Here is a 17,922-nt window from a genome sequence, read left to right on the forward strand (position 1 = left end):
GAAAAGGCCGGGCGCCACCGTTGGCGCCCGGCAGGGTGTTCGTCAGTCGCGCGGGCCGCCCGGGGCAATCACTTCCCGCGAGCCGTTGCTGTTCATGGGGGTGACCACGCCGGCCATTTCCATGGCTTCGATCATGCGGGCGGCGCGGTTGTAGCCGATCTTCAGTTTGCGCTGCACGGCCGAGATGGACGCACGGCGGCTTTCCAGCACGAACTGCACGGCCTCATCATACAGGGCGTCGCTTTCCGAATCTTCGCCATCGCCACCACCGCCGCCGCCTTCGAAGCCGCTGCCGGCCTCCTCGACGCCGTTGAGGATGTCGTCGTTGTAGTCCGGGGCGCCGCGCAGCTTCCACGCTTCCACCACGCGGTGCACCTCGTCGTCGGAGACGAACGCGCCGTGCACACGAATCGGCAGGCTGGTGCCCGGCGGCATGTACAGCATGTCACCGTGGCCCAGCAACTGCTCGGCACCACCCTGGTCGATGATGGTCCGCGAGTCGATCTTGCTCGACACCTGGAACGCCATGCGGGTCGGGATGTTGGCCTTGATCAGGCCGGTAATCACATCCACCGACGGGCGCTGGGTAGCGAGGATCAGGTGGATACCGGCCGCCCGTGCCTTCTGGGCGATACGGGCGATCAGCTCTTCGACCTTCTTGCCGACGATCATCATCATGTCGGCAAATTCGTCGACCACCACCACGATGGTCGGCAGGGTTTTCAGCGCAGGCGGCTCGTCGTCCATGCTCTCGCGGCGATACAGCGGGTCATGGATGATTTCGCCGGCTTCCTGGGCGTCCTTGACCTTGCGATTGAAGCCGGCCAGGTTACGCACGCCCATGGCCGCCATCAGCTTGTAGCGCCGCTCCATCTCGGCCACGCTCCAGCGCAGGGCGTTGGCAGCGTCCTTCATGTCGGTAACCACCGGGCACAGCAGGTGCGGGATGCCTTCGTAGATCGACAGCTCGAGCATTTTCGGGTCGATCATGATCAGCCGCGCGTCTTCAGGGCTGGACTTGAACAGGATCGACAGGATCATCGCGTTCACGCCCACCGACTTACCGGAACCGGTGGTACCGGCCACCAGCAGGTGCGGCATCTTGGCCAGGTCGGTGATCACCGGCTTGCCGCCGATGTCATGGCCCAGGGCCAGGGTGACCGGCGATTTCTGTTCGTCGTACTGCGGTGTGGCCAGCACTTCGGAGAACCGCACCATCTGCCGGTTTTCGTTGGGGATCTCGATACCCACGGTGGTCTTGCCGGGGATGACTTCGACCACACGTACACTGGTCACCGCCAGCGAACGCGCCAGGTCCTTGGCCAGGTTGGCGATGCGGCTGACCTTCACGCCGGCGGCTGGCTGGATTTCGTAACGGGTAATCACCGGGCCTGGATGGATCGAGTCCACCGTCACTTCCACGCCGAACTCCTTGAGCTTGATTTCCAGCAGCTGGCCAACACCGGCCAGGGATTCGGGCGAGTACTCGATCTTCTTCTGTTCGGCCGGATCGAGGATGGAGATCGATGGCAAGGTGCCTTCCACCGCGCTGTCGACGAACAGCGGCGCCTGTTTCTCCTTCATCACCCGCTTGCTCGGCTCAGGCGCCCTGGCGGGTGTCGGCGGCACGATCATCGGGGCCGCGCCAGGTTGCTCGCGGGAGATAATCGGCTCACGTGCTGCCAGCGACTCGCGCGGCACCACAGGCTCGCGTGACAGGGTCGGCTCACGCGGCTCGACCGGCTGGGCAGGTGCCTCTTCACGTTTGAAGATACGCTCGCGCAGCGCCGGCTTGGCCGGCTCGCGCTTGTCGGCAGCCGTCGGTGCGGCCTTGACCACCACCGGCTCGTCCTCGCGCAGTTGCGCCTCCAGGCGCTTGCGCTCGTTGCGTGCTTCCCACCAGCGGTTGGCAGCGCCCTGCACCAGTTCGAACAGGTCGAGGGTGATCTTGCCGGTCAGGTCCATCACCTTGAACCACGACAGGTCGGTGAACACGGTCAGGCCGAACAGGAACAGGGCAATGAACATCAGCGTGCTGCCCTGCACGTTCAGCAGGTTGCGCGCCAGGTCGCCGAGGCTCTCGCCCAGTGCACCACCGGCGGAGAACGGCATGCTCGCAGCCGGGTGGAAATGGATATGCGCCAGCGCCGCACCCGACAGCACCAGGAACACCAGGCCGATCAGCCGCCAGGAGAACAGCCAGCCGCTCCAGTCCCAGGGCTGGTGCCGTTCGCGGAAGATCTGCCAGGTCTTTATCGCCAGCAGCAGCGGGAAGATGTAGGCGAAGTACCCCAGCACCATGAACAGGATGTCGGCGAAGTAGGCGCCGGCACGCCCGGCGGCGTTCTGCACCTGGTCGACGTTGCTGGTGTGGCTGAAGCCCGGGTCCGACGTATCGTAGGTCAGCAGCGCCATCCACAGGTACAGGCACAGGGCGCCGACAGCGATCAACGCACCTTCCTTGAGGCGATAATGCAGCTGCTGCCGCCACAGGGGGACAGGCAAGGGAGCTGGAGTTGCGGTGGATTTCTTCAAAACGCGTCTATTCCTGCGCGTGCTGCGCGTCCAATAGTGATCGGCCGACGGTGCGGCCAATGAACCACTACTTTTAACATTACTGCCCGCCCACTGCCATGACGGCACGCCGTAAGGAGCTTGAGTGGGGGCGACTTTCGTATACCTGCAATTTGAGCACGCATTGTCTTCTGTGACAAAGGCTTATGCTGTGTTTTTGCACAGGTGTGACAGCAAATGTAGCGGATGGTGCCTGCGGGTTCATGAATGTGTAGGAAATTGCCTATTTTGATCGCCTGTGCAGGCCTCTTCGCGGGTGAACCCGCTCCCGCAAGTAGCCCACTCAGCCTTCAGCACCTGTGCAATACCTGTGGGAGCGGGTTCACCCGCGAAGAAGCCAAAGAGATTGACCCTGCTTTTCACCCGCGCCATGCTGACCTCTCCCCTCCCCCACCGCACACTAGACCATGCTCACCTGGCTGACCCGCGACTCGCTCACCTTCCCACCCCTGGAAAAGGCCCTGCACGAACCCAACGGCCTGCTCGCCGCCGGCGGCGACCTGAGCCCCGAGCGCCTGGTGCAGGCCTATCGCCATGGCTGCTTCCCGTGGTACCAGGATGGCCAGCCGATCCTCTGGTGGTCACCCGACCCGCGCACGGTGCTGCTTCCGGACCAGCTGCACGTGTCGCGCTCGCTGGCCAAGCTGATGCGCCAGGGCCGCTACCAGGTCAGCTTCGACACCGACTTCCCGGCGGTAATCGCCGCCTGCGCCGCGCCACGCGACTACGCCGACGGCACCTGGATCACCGACACCATGCGCGCCGCCTATTGCGAACTGCACCGACGCGGCATCGCCCATTCAGTGGAAGTGCGCCAGGACGGCGAACTGGTTGGTGGCCTTTATGGCCTGGCCATAGGCCAGCTGTTCTTCGGCGAATCGATGTTCAGCCGCGCCGACAACGCCTCCAAGGTCGGCTTCGTGACCCTGGTCAACCACCTGCGCGAGGCCGGGTTCGTCCTCATCGACTGCCAGATGCCGACCAACCACCTGCACAGCCTGGGTGCCCACGCCATCAGCCGCGCCGAGTTCGCCGGCTACCTGGCACGCCACCTCGACCAGCCCAACAGCGCCACATGGCTTCCCTAGGCGAGTTCCCATAGCTGGCTTACACTTAAAGCAAAGTCTCACCGAGGGGGTTGATCATGACAGAGTTGGCGCGGTTGAAGTTCTATGCCACTCAGCCCCACTCCTGCAGCTACCTGCCCGACGAACAGGCCACCACGCTGTTCCTCGACCCCAGCCAGCCGATGGACGTGCACGTGTACGCCGACTTGTCGGAAATGGGCTTCCGCCGCAGTGGCGACCACCTGTACCGCCCGCATTGCCAGAACTGCAATGCCTGCGTCCCGGCACGCATCCCGGCGGCGCGCTTCATACCCAACCGCCAGCAACGGCGCATCCTCAAGCGCAACGCCGACCTGACCGTGACCGCGGCACGCCCGGCATTCAAGGAAGAGTACTTCGAGCTGTACCGGCGCTATATCGAAACGCGCCACGCCGACGGTGACATGTACCCGCCCAGCCGCGACCAGTTTTCCACGTTTCTGGTACGCGACCTGCCGTTCTGCTGGTTCTACGAGTTCCGCCTGGAAGGCCGCCTGATGGCGGTAGCGGTGTGCGACCTGCTGCCCAACGGCCTGTCGGCCGTGTATACCTTCTACGAGCCGGACGAAGAACGCCGCAGCCTGGGCCGCTTCGCCATCCTCTGGCAGATCACCGAAGCCCTGCGCCAGGACCTGGAGGCGGTTTACCTGGGTTACTGGATCAAGAACTGCAAGAAAATGAACTACAAGACGCAATACCGGCCTATCGAACTGTTGATAAATCAGCGCTGGGTCACCCTCAACTGAAAGGCATTGGCTTGACACACAATTTTCGGGCATAATCCACGCCACTTTTTTGCCCGGTGCGGTTATGCGTCGGGCCAACACTGGATCCGAGGGCTCTACTGCATGTCGAAAGAAGACAGCTTCGAAATGGAAGGTACTGTCGTCGACACCCTGCCCAACACCATGTTCCGCGTGGAGTTGGAAAACGGGCACGTCGTAACCGCGCACATCTCCGGAAAGATGCGCAAGAACTACATCCGTATTCTCACTGGCGACAAGGTCCGCGTCGAACTGACGCCATACGACCTGAGCAAGGGCCGCATCACCTACCGTGCGCGCTAAGCTCATGCCATGAAAAAGCCCGGCCATGTGCCGGGCTTTTTTGTGCCTGTCAGGTTGTAGGGGCTGCTTTGCAGCCCTGTGGGAGCGGGTTTACCCGCGAAGAACCCAACGCGATGGATGGCACCGGCTGCGCCGGTGTTCGCGGCTAAAGCCGCTCCCACAGGTACAGCCCTGCCCCTCCGTCACGCGACCTCAGCCGTGGTCTCGAAGTCGAACACCAGCTCGCCATCGCGCAGGTCGACGTGCACCACGCCACCATGCTCGGCCAGTTCGCCAAACAGGATTTCCTCGGCCAGCGGCCGCTTGATCTTGTCCTGGATCAGCCGCGCCATCGGCCGCGCACCCATCTGCACGTCGTAGCCCGAAGCCGCCAGCCAGCCGCGCGCATCATCGCTGACTTCCAGCAGCACACGCTTGTCTTCCAGCTGCGCCTGCAGTTCGATAAGGAACTTGTCGACGATGCTCTTGATCGTCTCGTGGCTCAGGCGGCCGAACTGGATGATGGTGTCCAGACGGTTGCGGAACTCCGGCGTGAAGCTCTTGCGGATGACTTCCATGGCATCGGACGCATGATCCTGATGGGTGAAGCCGATCGAGGCCCGCGCGGCGGTTTCTGCGCCAGCGTTGGTGGTCATGATCAGGATCACGTTGCGGAAGTCGGCCTTGCGCCCGTTGTTGTCGGTCAGGGTGCCGTGGTCCATCACCTGCAGCAGCAGGTTGAAGACTTCCGGGTGGGCCTTCTCGATTTCGTCGAGCAGCAATACGCAGTGGGGTTGCTTGGTGATCGCCTCGGTCAGCAAGCCACCCTGGTCGAAGCCAACATAGCCAGGAGGCGCACCGATCAGGCGAGACACGGTGTGGCGCTCCATGTACTCGGACATGTCGAAGCGCACCAATTCAACGCCCAGCGCCTTGGCCAGCTGCCGCGCCGCTTCGGTCTTGCCGACGCCAGTCGGGCCGGCGAACAGGAACGAACCGACGGGCTTGTCCGGCGACTTGAGGCCGGCGCGGGACAGCTTGATGGCGGTGGCCAGCGAATCGATCGCCTGGTCCTGACCAAATACGGTCAGCTTCAGGTCACGCTCGAGGTTGCGCAGCAGCTCCTTGTCGGAACTGGTGACATGCTTCGGCGGAATCCGCGCGATCTTGGCGACGATGTCTTCGACCTGCGGTACGTCAATGCGCTTGACGCGGTTGGCCTCCGGCTGTAGCCGCTGGTAGGCCCCGGCTTCGTCGATCACGTCAATGGCCTTGTCCGGCATGTGCCGGTCATTGATGTAGCGCGAGGCCAGTTCAGCTGCGGCGCGCAAGGCTTCGTCGCTGTACTCGATGTTGTGGTGGCTTTCGAAGCGCCCTTTCAGGCCACGCAGGATGCCCACGGTGTCTTCGACCGATGGCTCGCTGACATCGACCTTCTGGAAGCGCCGCGCCAGGGCACGGTCCTTCTCGAAGATGCCGCGAAACTCCTGGAAAGTAGTCGAACCGATGCAACGGATCTCACCGGACGACAGCAGTGGCTTGAGCAGGTTGGACGCATCCATCACCCCGCCAGACGCCGCACCGGCACCAATGATGGTGTGGATTTCGTCGATGAACAGGATCGCCTGCGGGCGCTTGCGCAGCTCGCCGAGCAACGCCTTGAAGCGCTTCTCGAAATCGCCACGGTATTTGGTACCAGCCAGCAGTGCGCCGAGGTCGAGGGAATACACCACGCTCTGCGCCAGCAGATCGGGCACCTGGCCATCGACGATGCGCTTGGCCAGGCCTTCGGCAATGGCGGTCTTGCCCACGCCTGCCTCACCCACCAGCAGCGGGTTGTTCTTGCGCCGGCGGGCAAGGATTTGCGCCACGCGCTCCACTTCCTGCTCGCGACCTACCAGCGGGTCGATACGGCCGGCACGGGCCAGTTCGTTCAGGTTGCTGGCATAGGCATCCAGCGGGTTGCTCGAAGAGGCGGTCTCGCCGCCCTCTTCGTCCTGCATTTCCTGGTCGCTTTCGGAATGCGAACCATGGCCCGGCACCTTGGAGATGCCATGGGCGATATAGTTGACCACATCGATGCGCGCCACGCTCTGCTGCTTGAGCAGGAACACGGCCTGGCTTTCCTGCTCGCTGAAGATCGCCACCAGCACGTTGGCGCCAGTGACTTCACGCTTGCCGGAGCTTTGCACGTGGAACACGGCACGCTGCAGTACACGCTGGAAGCCCAGGGTCGGCTGGGTTTCGCGATCTTCGTCGTTGACCGGGATCAGGGGTGTGGTGGAATCGATGAACTCTTGCAGGTCGTGCTTGAGTTTGTCCAGATTGGCGCCACAGGCGCGCAGAACGGTCGCGGCAGCCTCATTGTCAAGGAGTGCCAGCAGCAGATGTTCGACGGTCATGAACTCATGACGCTTCGAACGGGCCTCCTTGAAGGCAAGATTGAGGGTGACTTCGAGCTCGCGGTTTAACATAGCTTCACCTCATACCCAAGTGGTCGGCGATTAACCGTCCTTCTCGATTTCACAGAGTAGCGGATGCTGGCTTTCCCTGGCGTATTGGTTGACCTGCATAGCCTTTGTTTCGGCGATGTCACGGGTAAACAATCCGCACACTGCCCGCCCTTCGGTATGGACGGTCAGCATGATCTTGGTCGCCAGCTCGCGGTTCAGATTGAAGAACGTCTCGAGCACTTCGACGACGAAATCCATCGGCGTATAGTCATCGTTGAACAAAACCACCTTGTACATCGGTGGCGCCTGCAGGATCGGCTTGGCTTCCTGAACTGCAAGACCTGAGCCGTCGTCCTCATTCGATTGCGGGCGATCCTGATTGAATGTTAGTCGAATCTCACTAGGTGCATGCATGGAAAGAATTTCATCATGAGCGTCAGGTTAAGGTTGTGGGTTGACTGCGAAGGGCACGGCCAGGGCAGGCGCCGGGCGACCTTGACTATCGGCAAAACGGTGTTACAACCAATAAGAACCCACCGTGGTCGATAAAGATCCGCGCAGTCAACCAGATTTTTCGCAAGGTTCGTATGCGGATGAAGTGGATGATACTCCAGTGATGGAGTCCTTTGCAGAGGGACATAGGGATGGCAAGCGGTAAAGTCAAGTGGTTCAACAATGCCAAGGGCTACGGATTCATCAATGAAGAGGGCAAGGACGAAGACTTGTTCGCTCATTATTCAGCCATCCAGATGGACGGTTACAAGACGCTCAAGGCCGGCCAGGCTGTGAGCTTCGAGATCATCCAGGGCCCCAAAGGCCTGCATGCGGTGAATATCAGCAGCGCGAGCGCTGCCACTGCCGTAAGCCCACAGAAGACCAGCAGCACTGCCGACGCCTGATCGGCCGCGTCGCCTGCCGGCAAACGAAAAACCGGCCGCTTCCTTGACAGAAGCGGCCGGTTTTCATTGCCTTACATGTGCTTGATCATTTCATCGCCAAAGCCTGAACTGCTCACCAGCGTGGCGCCGTCCATCAGGCGCTCGAAGTCGTAGGTCACGGTCTTGGCGGCAATCGCGCCGTTGGTGCCCTTGATGATCAGGTCGGCCGCCTCGGTCCAGCCCATGTGGCGCAGCATCATCTCTGCCGACAGGATCACCGAGCCCGGGTTGACCTTGTCCTGCCCTGCATACTTGGGCGCGGTGCCGTGGGTGGCCTCGAACATGGCCACGGTGTCGGACAGGTTGGCACCCGGCGCGATGCCGATACCGCCCACCTCCGCTGCCAGGGCATCGGACAGGTAGTCACCGTTGAGGTTGAGGGTGGCGATCACATCGTACTCGGCCGGGCGCAGCAGGATCTGCTGCAGCATGGCATCAGCGATGGCGTCCTTGACGATGACCTCGCGCCCGCTTTTCGGGTTCTTGAACTTCATCCATGGCCCGCCGTCGAGCAGTTCGGCACCGAATTCGTCACGCGCCACCTCGTAGCCCCAGTCCTTGAAGGCGCCTTCGGTGAACTTCATGATGTTGCCCTTGTGCACCAGGGTCAGCGATTCGCGGTCGTTGTCCACCACATACTGCAGGGCCTTGCGCACCAGGCGCTTGGTGCCCTCGCGGGACACCGGCTTGACGCCAATGCCACAGTCCTGGTCGAAACGGATCTTGGTGACGCCCATTTCCTCCTTGAGGAACTTGATCACCTTGTTCGCCTCGGGCGAGCCGGCCTTCCACTCGATGCCGGCATAGATATCCTCGGAGTTCTCGCGGAAGATCACCATGTCTACATCGCCCGGTTTTTTCACCGGGCTCGGCACGCCCTGGAACCACACCACCGGGCGCAGGCACACGTACAGGTCCAGCTGCTGGCGCAGGGCCACGTTGAGCGAACGGATGCCACCGCCCACCGGGGTGGTCAGCGGCCCCTTGATCGACACCACGTAATCCCGCACGGCATCCAGGGTTTCCTGGGGCAACCAGGTGTCCTGGTCGTAGACTTGCGTGGCCTTCTCGCCGGCGTACACCTCCATCCAGGCAATCTTGCGTTTGCCGCCGTAAGCTTTCTGCACGGCGGCGTCGACCACCTTGATCATTACCGGCGAGACATCGACGCCAATCCCGTCGCCCTCGATGTAGGGAATGATCGGGTTGTCAGGCACGTTGAGCGAATGGTCGGCATTGACGGTGATCTTGGCGCCGTCGGTCGGAACCTTGATTTTCTGGTATCCCATGCTTGCACTACTCCGCTTTCGGGTGTGATTGGTCATCGTTCGATCCAATGAGACTAAACCACATCTGCCGAGGTGCAAGGCATGCGACAACCGACCACATTGCGGGTACGTCTTTGGTCTTATAAATGGGCCGATATCACTTGGCCTTGCTGATTAGCCCGAATGGTTTGGTATACTCCGCCGCGACCGAAGGGTCATCGGGGCGATCCCTAGGAAAAATGCGGACCGCCCTTGGCCATGAATGGACACATAGCCTGGCCATAAAGCCTGGGTTGTTACCGCAGCTCAGCACTTGACGCTCGACTGATGCATCCACCATCACCGCTCGCAGCCTCTCGACTTTCCGCTCATGGCGTTGCCAGGGCGATGCGCCTACCCTGCGCACCACGAGACTCGAGCACGCTCAGCACACAGAGAGTTAACCCGCATGCCCACCCGTTCCAAGATCATCTATACCTTCACCGACGAAGCCCCCGCCCTTGCCACTTACTCGCTGCTGCCGATCATCGAAGCCTTCACCGCTTCGGCTGACATCGCCGTCGAAACCCGCGACATCTCCCTGGCTGGCCGTATCCTCGCCGCCTTCCCGGAGCAACTGGGCGCAGAGAAGCAAGTAGGCGATCACCTGGCGGAGCTGGGCCAGCTGGCTACCACCCCGGAAGCCAACATCATCAAGCTGCCGAACATCAGCGCCTCGGTACCGCAGCTGAAAGCCGCGATCAAGGAACTGCAGGGCAAGGGCTTCAACATCCCTGACTACGCCGACGAGCCGGCCACTGCGGAAGAAAAAGAATCCCGCGCCCGCTACGACCGCATCAAGGGTTCCGCCGTGAACCCGGTGCTGCGCGAAGGCAACTCCGACCGCCGCGCGCCGCTGTCGGTCAAGAACTACGCCCGCAAGCACCCGCACAAGATGGGCGCCTGGGCTGCCGATTCCAAGTCGCACGTTGCCCACATGACCCAGGGCGACTTCTACGGCAGCGAGAAAGCCGCACTGATCGAAGCTGACGACAGCCTGCGCATCGAGCTGGTCGGCAAAGACGGCAACACCACCGTACTGAAAGAAAAGACTGCGGTAAAAGCTGCCGAAATCATCGACTGCGCCACCATGAGCCGCAAGGCCCTGAAAGCCTTCATCGCCGAGCAGATCGCCGATGCCAAGGCCTCCGGCGTACTGCTGTCGGTACACCTGAAAGCCACCATGATGAAGGTTTCCGACCCGATCATGTTCGGCGTCATCGTCGAAGAGTTCTATAACGACGTGCTGGCCAAGCATGCCTCCGCCCTGGCTGAAGTTGGCTTCAACGCCAACAACGGCATCGGCGACCTGTACGCCCGCATCAAGGACCTGCCAGCCGAGAAGCAGGCCGAGATCGAAGCCGACATCCAGGCCCTGTACGCCCAGCGTCCGGCCCTGGCCATGGTCAACTCCGACAAAGGCATCACCAACCTGCACGTGCCGAGCGACGTCATCGTCGACGCCTCGATGCCAGCCATGATCCGTGACTCGGGCAAGATGTGGAACGCCGCTGGCGAACTGCAGGATGCCAAGGCGATCATCCCGGACCGCTGCTACGCCGGCATCTACCAGGCCACCATCGAAGACTGCAAGGCCAACGGCGCCTTCGACCCGACCACCATGGGCAGCGTACCGAACGTCGGCCTGATGGCACAAAAGGCCGAAGAATACGGCTCCCACGACAAGACCTTCCAGATCAAGGCAGACGGTGTCGTGCGCGTGGTCGACAGCAAAGGCAAGGTCGTTCTCGAGCAGAACGTCGAAGCCGGTGACATCTTCCGCATGTGCCAGGTCAAGGACGCGCCGATCCAGGACTGGGTCAAGCTGGCCGTCAACCGTGCCCGCCTGAGCGACACTCCTGCAGTGTTCTGGCTGGACCCGGCCCGCGCCCACGACGGCGTGATGATCGAGAAGGTGCAGAAATACCTGAAGGATCACGATACCACCGGCCTGGACATCCGCATCCTGGCACCGGTAGACGCCATCAAGTTCTCCCTGGCCCGCATCCGCGAAGGCAAGGACACCATCTCGGTGACCGGCAACGTGCTGCGTGACTACCTGACCGACCTGTTCCCGATCATGGAACTGGGCACCAGCGCCAAGATGCTGTCGATCGTGCCGCTGATGAACGGCGGTGGCCTGTTCGAAACCGGCGCCGGCGGTTCGGCACCGAAGCACGTACAGCAACTGGTGGAAGAGAACTTCCTGCGTTGGGACTCGCTGGGTGAATTCCTGGCCCTGGCCGCTTCCCTGGAGCACCTGGGCAACACCTACGACAACCCGCGCGCCAAAGTCCTGGCCAACACCCTGGACCAGGCCACCGGCAAGTTCCTCGACACCAACAAGTCGCCTTCGCGCAAAGTCGGTGGTATCGACAACCGCGGCAGCCACTTCTACCTGACCCTGTACTGGGCCCAGGCCCTGGCTGCGCAGAACGACGACGCTGCCCTGCAGGCACGCTTCGCGCCACTGGCCAAGACCCTGACCGAGAACGAGGAGACCATCGTCGCCGAGCTCAACGCCGTCCAGGGCAAGCCGGCCGACATCGGTGGCTACTATGCCCCGGATGCCGAGCTGACCGCCAAGGTGATGCGCCCAAGCCAGACCCTGAACAGCGCCATTGCTGCCCTGTAAGGTTCGCTTGAAGTAACAGCACAAACCCCGGCCACGCACCGGGGTTTGTGCTTTCTGGATAAACGATTTCTGGCCGCAGCGCGGACCCTGTGGGAGCGGGTTTACCCGCGAATGCGATGGCGAATCCACTGACGCATTCGCGGGTAAACCCGCTCCCACCAGGGCTGTGCAGGCCTCTAAGGAGCTGTTCATGACCTGGCAACCCCATATCACCGTCGCCACCATCGTCGAACACGAAGGCAAGTTCCTCTTCGTCGAAGAATTCAAGGCCAACCAGCACGTCTTCAACCAGCCCGCCGGCCACCTCGAACCCAACGAGACCCTGCCCCAGGCCGCCCTGCGCGAAACCCTCGAGGAAACCGCCTGGGAGGTCGAGCTCACCGGCGTGGTCGGCATCTACCTGTACACCGCCCCAAGCAACGGCGTGACCTACCAGCGCATCTGCTTCGCCGCCCGCCCCGTGCGCCATCACGCCGACCTGGCACTGGACAGCGACATCGTCCGCGCCGTGTGGCTGACCCGCGACGAACTGCTGGCCGACCCCGCCCGCTGGCGCAGCGAACTGGTGCCACGCTGCCTCGACGACTACCTCAAAGGCCCCTTGCACAGTCTCGACCTGCTGCGCGACTGACGCGCCGCCGCAGGTTTGATAGAATCGGCGTTTTTCCCCCTTGATACACACCGGTAACCATGACCAGCCCAGCACTCAAAGACCCCGCCAAGACCCGCGTCATCGTCGGCATGTCCGGCGGCGTGGACTCTTCCGTCTCCGCCCTTCTGCTCATGGAGCAGGGCTACCAGGTGGAAGGGCTGTTCATGAAGAACTGGGAAGAGGACGACGGCACCGAATACTGCACCGCCCGTGAAGACCTGGCCGACGCCCAGGCCGTGTGCGACCGCATCGGCATCAAGCTGCACACCGCCAACTTCGCCGCCGAATACTGGGACAACGTATTCGAGCACTTCCTCGAGGAGTACAAGGCCGGCCGCACGCCCAACCCGGACATCCTCTGCAACCGTGAAATCAAGTTCAAGGCGTTCCTCGACTACGCCCTGTCGCTGGGTGCCGACCTGATCGCCACCGGCCACTACGTGCGCCGCCGCGACACCGGCGAACTCACCGAACTGCTCAAGGGCCTGGACCCGAACAAGGACCAGAGCTACTTCCTGCACGCCGTCGGCGGCAAGGAAATCGCCCGCACCCTGTTCCCGGTCGGCGAACTGGAAAAGCCCGAGGTACGCGCCATTGCCGAAAAGCACGGCCTGGCCACCGCCAAGAAAAAAGACTCCACCGGCATCTGCTTCATCGGCGAGCGCCGCTTCAGCGACTTCCTCAAGCAGTACCTGCCGGCCCAGCCGGGCAACATCGAAACCACCGACGGTGAAGTGATCGGCCGCCACCACGGCCTGATGTACCACACTATCGGCCAGCGCCAGGGCCTGGGCATTGGCGGCCTGAAGGACGCCGGCGACGAGCCGTGGTACGTGCTGCACAAGGATCTGACCCGCAACGTTTTGGTGGTCGGCCAGGGCAATGAACACCCATGGTTGTTCTCCCGCGCCCTGCTCGCTTCGGAAATTTTCTGGGTCAACCCGGTCGACCTCAGCAGCCCGCGCCAGCTCACCGCCAAGGTGCGTTACCGCCAGAGCGACCAGCAGTGCACCCTGGAACTGACCGAAAGCGGTTACCGCGCGGTGTTCGACGAACCGCAGCGCGCCGTTACCCCAGGCCAGTCGGTGGTGTTCTACGACGGCGAAGTGTGCCTGGGCGGCGGCGTTATCGAAGCTGCCGAGCCGTGGAGCCCGCGCGCATGAGCAACCTGCAGGAGCAGCTGATTGCGTTGGGCGGTGTGTTCCAGGCCGCAGTACTGGTCGACCGCATCGCCCGCACCGGCCAGGCCAGCGAGGCCAACATCGGCTGCATGCTGGGCAGCCTGCTGGTCCGCGACCCCAAGGACACCCTGGAGGTGTTCGGCGGTGACGACCTGAATTTGCGTGACGGCTACCGCGCGCTGGTCGGCGCGCTGGAGCGCGACCCCAGCAGCCTGCAGCGCGAGCCGTTGCGCTACGCCCTGTCGATGCTGGGCCTTGAGCGCCAGCTGAACAAACGCGGCGACCTGCTCGACACCATTGGCAACCGCCTGCCGCAAATCCAGTCCCAGGCCGAGCATTTCGGCCTGGTTCATGAAAACGTCATCGCTTCCAGCGGAGCCTTGTACCAGGACACCCTGAGCACCTTGCGTCAGCGCATCCAGGTGCATGGCGACATGCGCTTCCTGCAGCAGGCGAGCAACGCCTCGAAGATCCGCGCCCTGCTGCTGGCCGGCATCCGCGCCGCACGCCTGTGGCGCCAGCTGGGCGGGCATCGCTGGCAGCTGGTGTTCAGCCGCCGCAAGCTGCTGAACGAACTGTACGACATGATGCGTTCGCCTTCCTGACCCTGTGGGAACGGGTTCACCCGCGAATGCAATGTTGGCTCTACCACTGCATTCGCGGGTAAACCCGCTCCCACAGAAGCCATGACGTGCGTTTTAAGGCCCGACCTTTGGTCAGCCACCCGACTCGGGCGCAATTTTCATGTATGATATGCGCCCTTCCAAAAGCCTGACTGTCCGAGAACACCCCATGCAGCTTTCTTCGCTCACTGCGGTTTCCCCTGTAGACGGCCGTTATGCCGGCAAAACCCAGGCCTTGCGCCCCATTTTCAGCGAATTCGGCCTGATCCGTTTCCGCGCCCTGGTCGAAGTGCGCTGGCTGCAGCGTCTGGCCGCCCACCCGCAGATCGGCGAAGTGCCGGCGTTCTCCGCCGAAGCCAACGCCCTGCTGGACAGCCTGGCCACCGACTTCAAGCTCGAGCACGCCGAACGCGTCAAGGAAATCGAGCGCACCACCAACCACGACGTCAAGGCGATCGAATACCTCCTCAAGGAGCAGGCCGCCAAGCTGCCTGAGCTGGCCAAGGTCAGCGAGTTCATTCACTTCGCCTGCACCAGCGAGGACATCAACAACCTGTCCCACGCCCTGATGCTGCGCGCCGGCCGTGACGAAGTACTGCTGCCGCTGATGCGCCAGATCGCCGACGCCATCCGCGCCCTGGCCCATGCCCACGCCGACGTGCCGATGCTGTCGCGCACCCACGGCCAGCCGGCTTCGCCGACCACCCTGGGCAAGGAACTGGCCAACGTCGTGTACCGCCTGGAGCGCCAGATCGCCCAGGTTGCCGCCGTGCCGCTGCTGGGCAAGATCAACGGCGCCGTGGGCAACTACAACGCCCACCTGTCGGCCTACTCGCAGATCGACTGGGAGCAGAACGCCCGCGCCTTCATCGAAGACGAACTGGGCCTGCAGTTCAACCCGTACACCACCCAGATCGAGCCGCACGACTATATCGCCGAGCTGTTCGACGCCATCGCCCGCTTCAACACCATCCTGATCGACTTCGACCGCGATGTGTGGGGCTACATCTCGCTGGGCTACTTCAAGCAGAAGACCGTTGCCGGCGAAATCGGCTCGTCGACCATGCCGCACAAGGTCAACCCGATCGACTTCGAAAACTCCGAAGGCAACCTGGGTATCGCCAACGCGCTGTTCCAGCACCTGGCCAGCAAGCTGCCGATCTCGCGCTGGCAGCGTGACCTGACCGACTCCACCGTGCTGCGCAACCTGGGCGTGGGCTTTGCCCACAGTGTCATTGCCTACGAAGCCAGCCTGAAAGGCATCGGCAAGCTGGAAGTCAACGAAGCCCGCATCGCCGCCGACCTGGACGCCTGCTGGGAAGTGCTGGCCGAGCCGATCCAGACCGTGATGCGCCGCTTCAACATCGAAAACCCCTACGAGAAGCTCAAAGAGCTGACCCGTGGCAAGGGCATCACCCCGCAAGCGCTGCTGACCTTCATCGACGGCCTGGACATGCCAGCCGAAGCCAAGGCCGAGCTCAAGCAGCTGACCCCTGCTACCTACATCGGCAACGCGGCAGCACAGGCCAAACGCATCTAAGCTGACCGTCGCGTTCAACGCCCGGCCTGGCCGGGCGTTTTTATTCCCGAACGAAAATTACATTTTTTCAATAGGTTGAACATGAATCCTGATACTCCACTGCAGCTGCTTGGCGGCATCTCGGCCCGCGAATTCATGCGCGACTACTGGCAGAAGAAGCCGCTGCTGGTGCGCCAGGCATTCCCCGATTTCATCAGCCCGATCGACCCCGACGAGCTGGCCGGCCTGGCCCTGGAAGAGGAAGTAGAGTCGCGTATCGTGCTGGAACACGGCGCGCACCCATGGGAACTGCGCCGCGGCCCGTTCACCGAAGATACCTTCGCCGAACTGCCGGAAAAGGACTGGACCCTGCTGGTGCAGGCCGTGGATCAGTTCGTCCCGGAGGTAGCCGAACTGCTGGAAAACTTCCGCTTCCTGCCCAGCTGGCGCATCGATGACGTGATGATCAGCTTCGCCGCCCCTGGTGGCAGCGTCGGCCCGCACTTCGACAACTACGACGTGTTCCTGCTGCAGGGCCACGGCCAGCGCAACTGGAAAATCGGCCAGATGTGCAGCAGCGACAGCTCGCTGCTGGAGCACGCCGACCTGCGCATCCTCGCCGACTTCGAGCAGAGCGATGAGTGGACCCTGGAGCCGGGCGACATGCTCTACCTGCCACCACGCCTGGCCCACTACGGCGTGGCCGTGGACGACTGCCTGACCTACTCGGTAGGCTTCCGCGCGCCAAGCGCCGCCGAAGTGCTGACCCACTTCACCGATTTCCTCGGCCAGTTCCTGCCCGACGAAGAACGCTACAGCGACGCCGATGCCCAGCCGGTCAGCGACCCGCACCAGATCCAGCACGACGCCCTCGACCGCCTGAAGGCGCTGCTCGACAAGCACATGGGCGACAAGGACCTGCTGCTGACCTGGTTCGGCCAGTTCATGACCGAGCCGCGCTACCCCGAGCAGATCGTCGGTGAAGAGCTGTCCGAGGAAGAGCTGGTCGATGCCCTGGAACAGGGCGCCATCCTGATCCGCAACCCGAGCGCGCGCCTGGCCTGGTCCGAATTCGAAGAAGACCTGCTGCTGTTCGCCAGCGGCCGCAGCTGCCCGCTGCCAGGCAAACTGCGCGAGCTACTGAAGCTGGTTTGCGCGGCCGACGCCCTGCACATCGACAACCTGGGCGAATGGCTGCAGGATGAAGATGGCCTTATGCTGGTTCAACAGCTGGTCAAGCAAGGAAGCCTGGGATTCGCCAATGAATAAGATTCGTGTGCGCCTCGCCGACTGGCACAAGGACAACGCCGATATCCGCCGCATCCGCGAAGCAGTGTTCATTGCCGAACAGCACGTTCCGCCGGAGCTGGAATGGGACTCGGATGACCCGACCGCCGTGCACTTCCTGGCCCTGGAAGGCGACTACCCGATCGGCACCGCGCGCCTGCTGCCTGACGGCACCATTGGCCGGGTCTCGGTGCTGAAGGACTGGCGCGGGCTGAAGGTGGGTGACGCGCTGATGAACGCAGTGATTGTCGAAGCACAGAACCGCGATCTGAAGCAGCAGATGCTCAGCGCCCAGGTGCACGCCACGCCGTTCTACGAGCGGCTGGGCTTTCGCGTAGTCAGCGAAGAGTTCCTCGAAGCCGGCATCCCGCACGTGGACATGGTGCGCGACTCGCGCGCCTGATCCATGATCTGCCCACAGGGGCCACCACAAATCCTGAATATTGTGGGGGGCCCTCTGTGGGAGCGGGTTCACCCGCGAAGAGGCCGGCACAGCCAAGACACCCCTCCTGACAAAAAACCTGTACATCCATCCAGATAAAACTTGCCTCCGCGCCCCCGCTTGCGCATCCTATCGCCCATCAACCCCGATGAAGCGTCC

15 protein-coding genes are annotated in these 17,922 nt (G+C 62.6%); 11 read left to right on the forward strand and 4 right to left on the reverse strand.

What is annotated here, in order from left to right:
* Window positions 1-42: 42 nt before the first annotated feature.
* Window positions 43-2,595, reverse strand: a complete 2,553-nt coding sequence (locus R9B85_RS03170; protein WP_370289981.1) for a DNA translocase FtsK — start codon at window positions 2,593-2,595, stop codon at window positions 43-45.
* Between the two features lie 386 nt (window positions 2,596-2,981).
* Between R9B85_RS03170 and aat the strand changes: the two genes are divergently transcribed.
* The 3 genes from aat to infA all read left to right on the forward strand — a co-directional run bounded on the left by aat (window position 2,982) and on the right by infA (window position 4,747).
* On the forward strand, window positions 2,982-3,662 hold the full coding sequence (gene aat / locus R9B85_RS03175) for a leucyl/phenylalanyl-tRNA--protein transferase (protein ID WP_207878315.1): 681 nt from the start codon (window positions 2,982-2,984) through the stop codon (window positions 3,660-3,662).
* 56 nt (window positions 3,663-3,718) lie between these two features.
* The gene (locus R9B85_RS03180) at window positions 3,719-4,426 is read left to right on the forward strand and encodes an arginyltransferase (RefSeq protein WP_013973288.1); all 708 of its coding nucleotides are present in this window, start codon (window positions 3,719-3,721) and stop codon (window positions 4,424-4,426) included.
* 102 nt (window positions 4,427-4,528) lie between these two features.
* Window positions 4,529-4,747, forward strand: a complete 219-nt coding sequence (gene infA / locus R9B85_RS03185) for a translation initiation factor IF-1 (RefSeq protein WP_002553999.1) — start codon at window positions 4,529-4,531, stop codon at window positions 4,745-4,747.
* Between the two features lie 182 nt (window positions 4,748-4,929).
* On the opposite strand, the gene clpA is transcribed toward infA, so the two are convergent.
* Complete coding sequence (gene clpA, locus R9B85_RS03190) at window positions 4,930-7,200, reverse strand: ATP-dependent Clp protease ATP-binding subunit ClpA (protein ID WP_112252832.1); 2,271 nt, start codon at window positions 7,198-7,200, stop codon at window positions 4,930-4,932.
* Window positions 7,201-7,230: 30 nt separating this feature from the next.
* Window positions 7,231-7,593: an ATP-dependent Clp protease adapter ClpS gene (gene clpS / locus R9B85_RS03195; RefSeq protein WP_013973290.1), complete on the reverse strand. Its 363-nt coding sequence runs from the start codon at window positions 7,591-7,593 to the stop codon at window positions 7,231-7,233.
* Window positions 7,594-7,823: 230 nt separating this feature from the next.
* Between clpS and cspD the strand changes: the two genes are divergently transcribed.
* Window positions 7,824-8,078, forward strand: coding sequence for a cold shock domain-containing protein CspD (gene cspD / locus R9B85_RS03200; RefSeq protein ID WP_112252833.1), 255 nt, complete (start codon window positions 7,824-7,826; stop codon window positions 8,076-8,078).
* 71 nt (window positions 8,079-8,149) lie between these two features.
* Here cspD and icd read toward each other — a convergent pair whose 3' ends face one another.
* Window positions 8,150-9,406 (reverse strand): NADP-dependent isocitrate dehydrogenase, encoded by a 1,257-nt coding sequence (icd, locus tag R9B85_RS03205; RefSeq protein ID WP_215520626.1) that lies wholly within the window; start codon window positions 9,404-9,406, stop codon window positions 8,150-8,152.
* A 427-nt stretch (window positions 9,407-9,833) separates the two neighbouring features.
* Here icd and R9B85_RS03210 point away from each other — a divergent pair, with 427 nt between their 5' ends.
* From R9B85_RS03210 to R9B85_RS03240, 7 genes are all read left to right on the forward strand, one after another.
* Window positions 9,834-12,059, forward strand: a complete 2,226-nt coding sequence (locus R9B85_RS03210; protein WP_112252834.1) for an NADP-dependent isocitrate dehydrogenase — start codon at window positions 9,834-9,836, stop codon at window positions 12,057-12,059.
* Window positions 12,060-12,249: 190 nt separating this feature from the next.
* Window positions 12,250-12,690, forward strand: a complete 441-nt coding sequence (locus R9B85_RS03215) for an NUDIX hydrolase (protein WP_025339778.1) — start codon at window positions 12,250-12,252, stop codon at window positions 12,688-12,690.
* Between the two features lie 59 nt (window positions 12,691-12,749).
* Window positions 12,750-13,874 (forward strand): tRNA 2-thiouridine(34) synthase MnmA, encoded by a 1,125-nt coding sequence (gene mnmA / locus R9B85_RS03220; protein WP_025339779.1) that lies wholly within the window; start codon window positions 12,750-12,752, stop codon window positions 13,872-13,874.
* A complete protein-coding gene (gene hflD, locus R9B85_RS03225; protein WP_015270973.1) occupies window positions 13,871-14,497 on the forward strand; it encodes a high frequency lysogenization protein HflD in 627 nt (208 codons plus the stop codon). The genes mnmA and hflD overlap by 4 nt, the downstream gene beginning before the upstream one ends.
* 187 nt (window positions 14,498-14,684) lie before the next feature.
* Window positions 14,685-16,055 (forward strand): adenylosuccinate lyase, encoded by a 1,371-nt coding sequence (gene purB, locus R9B85_RS03230; RefSeq protein ID WP_112252835.1) that lies wholly within the window; start codon window positions 14,685-14,687, stop codon window positions 16,053-16,055.
* 81 nt (window positions 16,056-16,136) lie between these two features.
* Window positions 16,137-17,303 carry a cupin domain-containing protein gene (locus tag R9B85_RS03235; protein ID WP_112252836.1) on the forward strand — a complete coding sequence of 389 codons (1,167 nt, stop codon included), beginning with the start codon at window positions 16,137-16,139 and terminating at the stop codon, window positions 17,301-17,303.
* Window positions 17,296-17,724 carry a GNAT family N-acetyltransferase gene (locus tag R9B85_RS03240; RefSeq protein ID WP_112252837.1) on the forward strand — a complete coding sequence of 143 codons (429 nt, stop codon included), beginning with the start codon at window positions 17,296-17,298 and terminating at the stop codon, window positions 17,722-17,724. Before R9B85_RS03235 ends, R9B85_RS03240 begins: the two co-directional genes overlap by 8 nt.
* The last annotated feature ends 198 nt before the right edge of the window (window positions 17,725-17,922 follow it).

This window comes from Pseudomonas sp. NLJ1, assembly GCF_049486705.1.
Lineage (GTDB): Bacteria > Pseudomonadota > Gammaproteobacteria > Pseudomonadales > Pseudomonadaceae > Aquipseudomonas > Aquipseudomonas inefficax.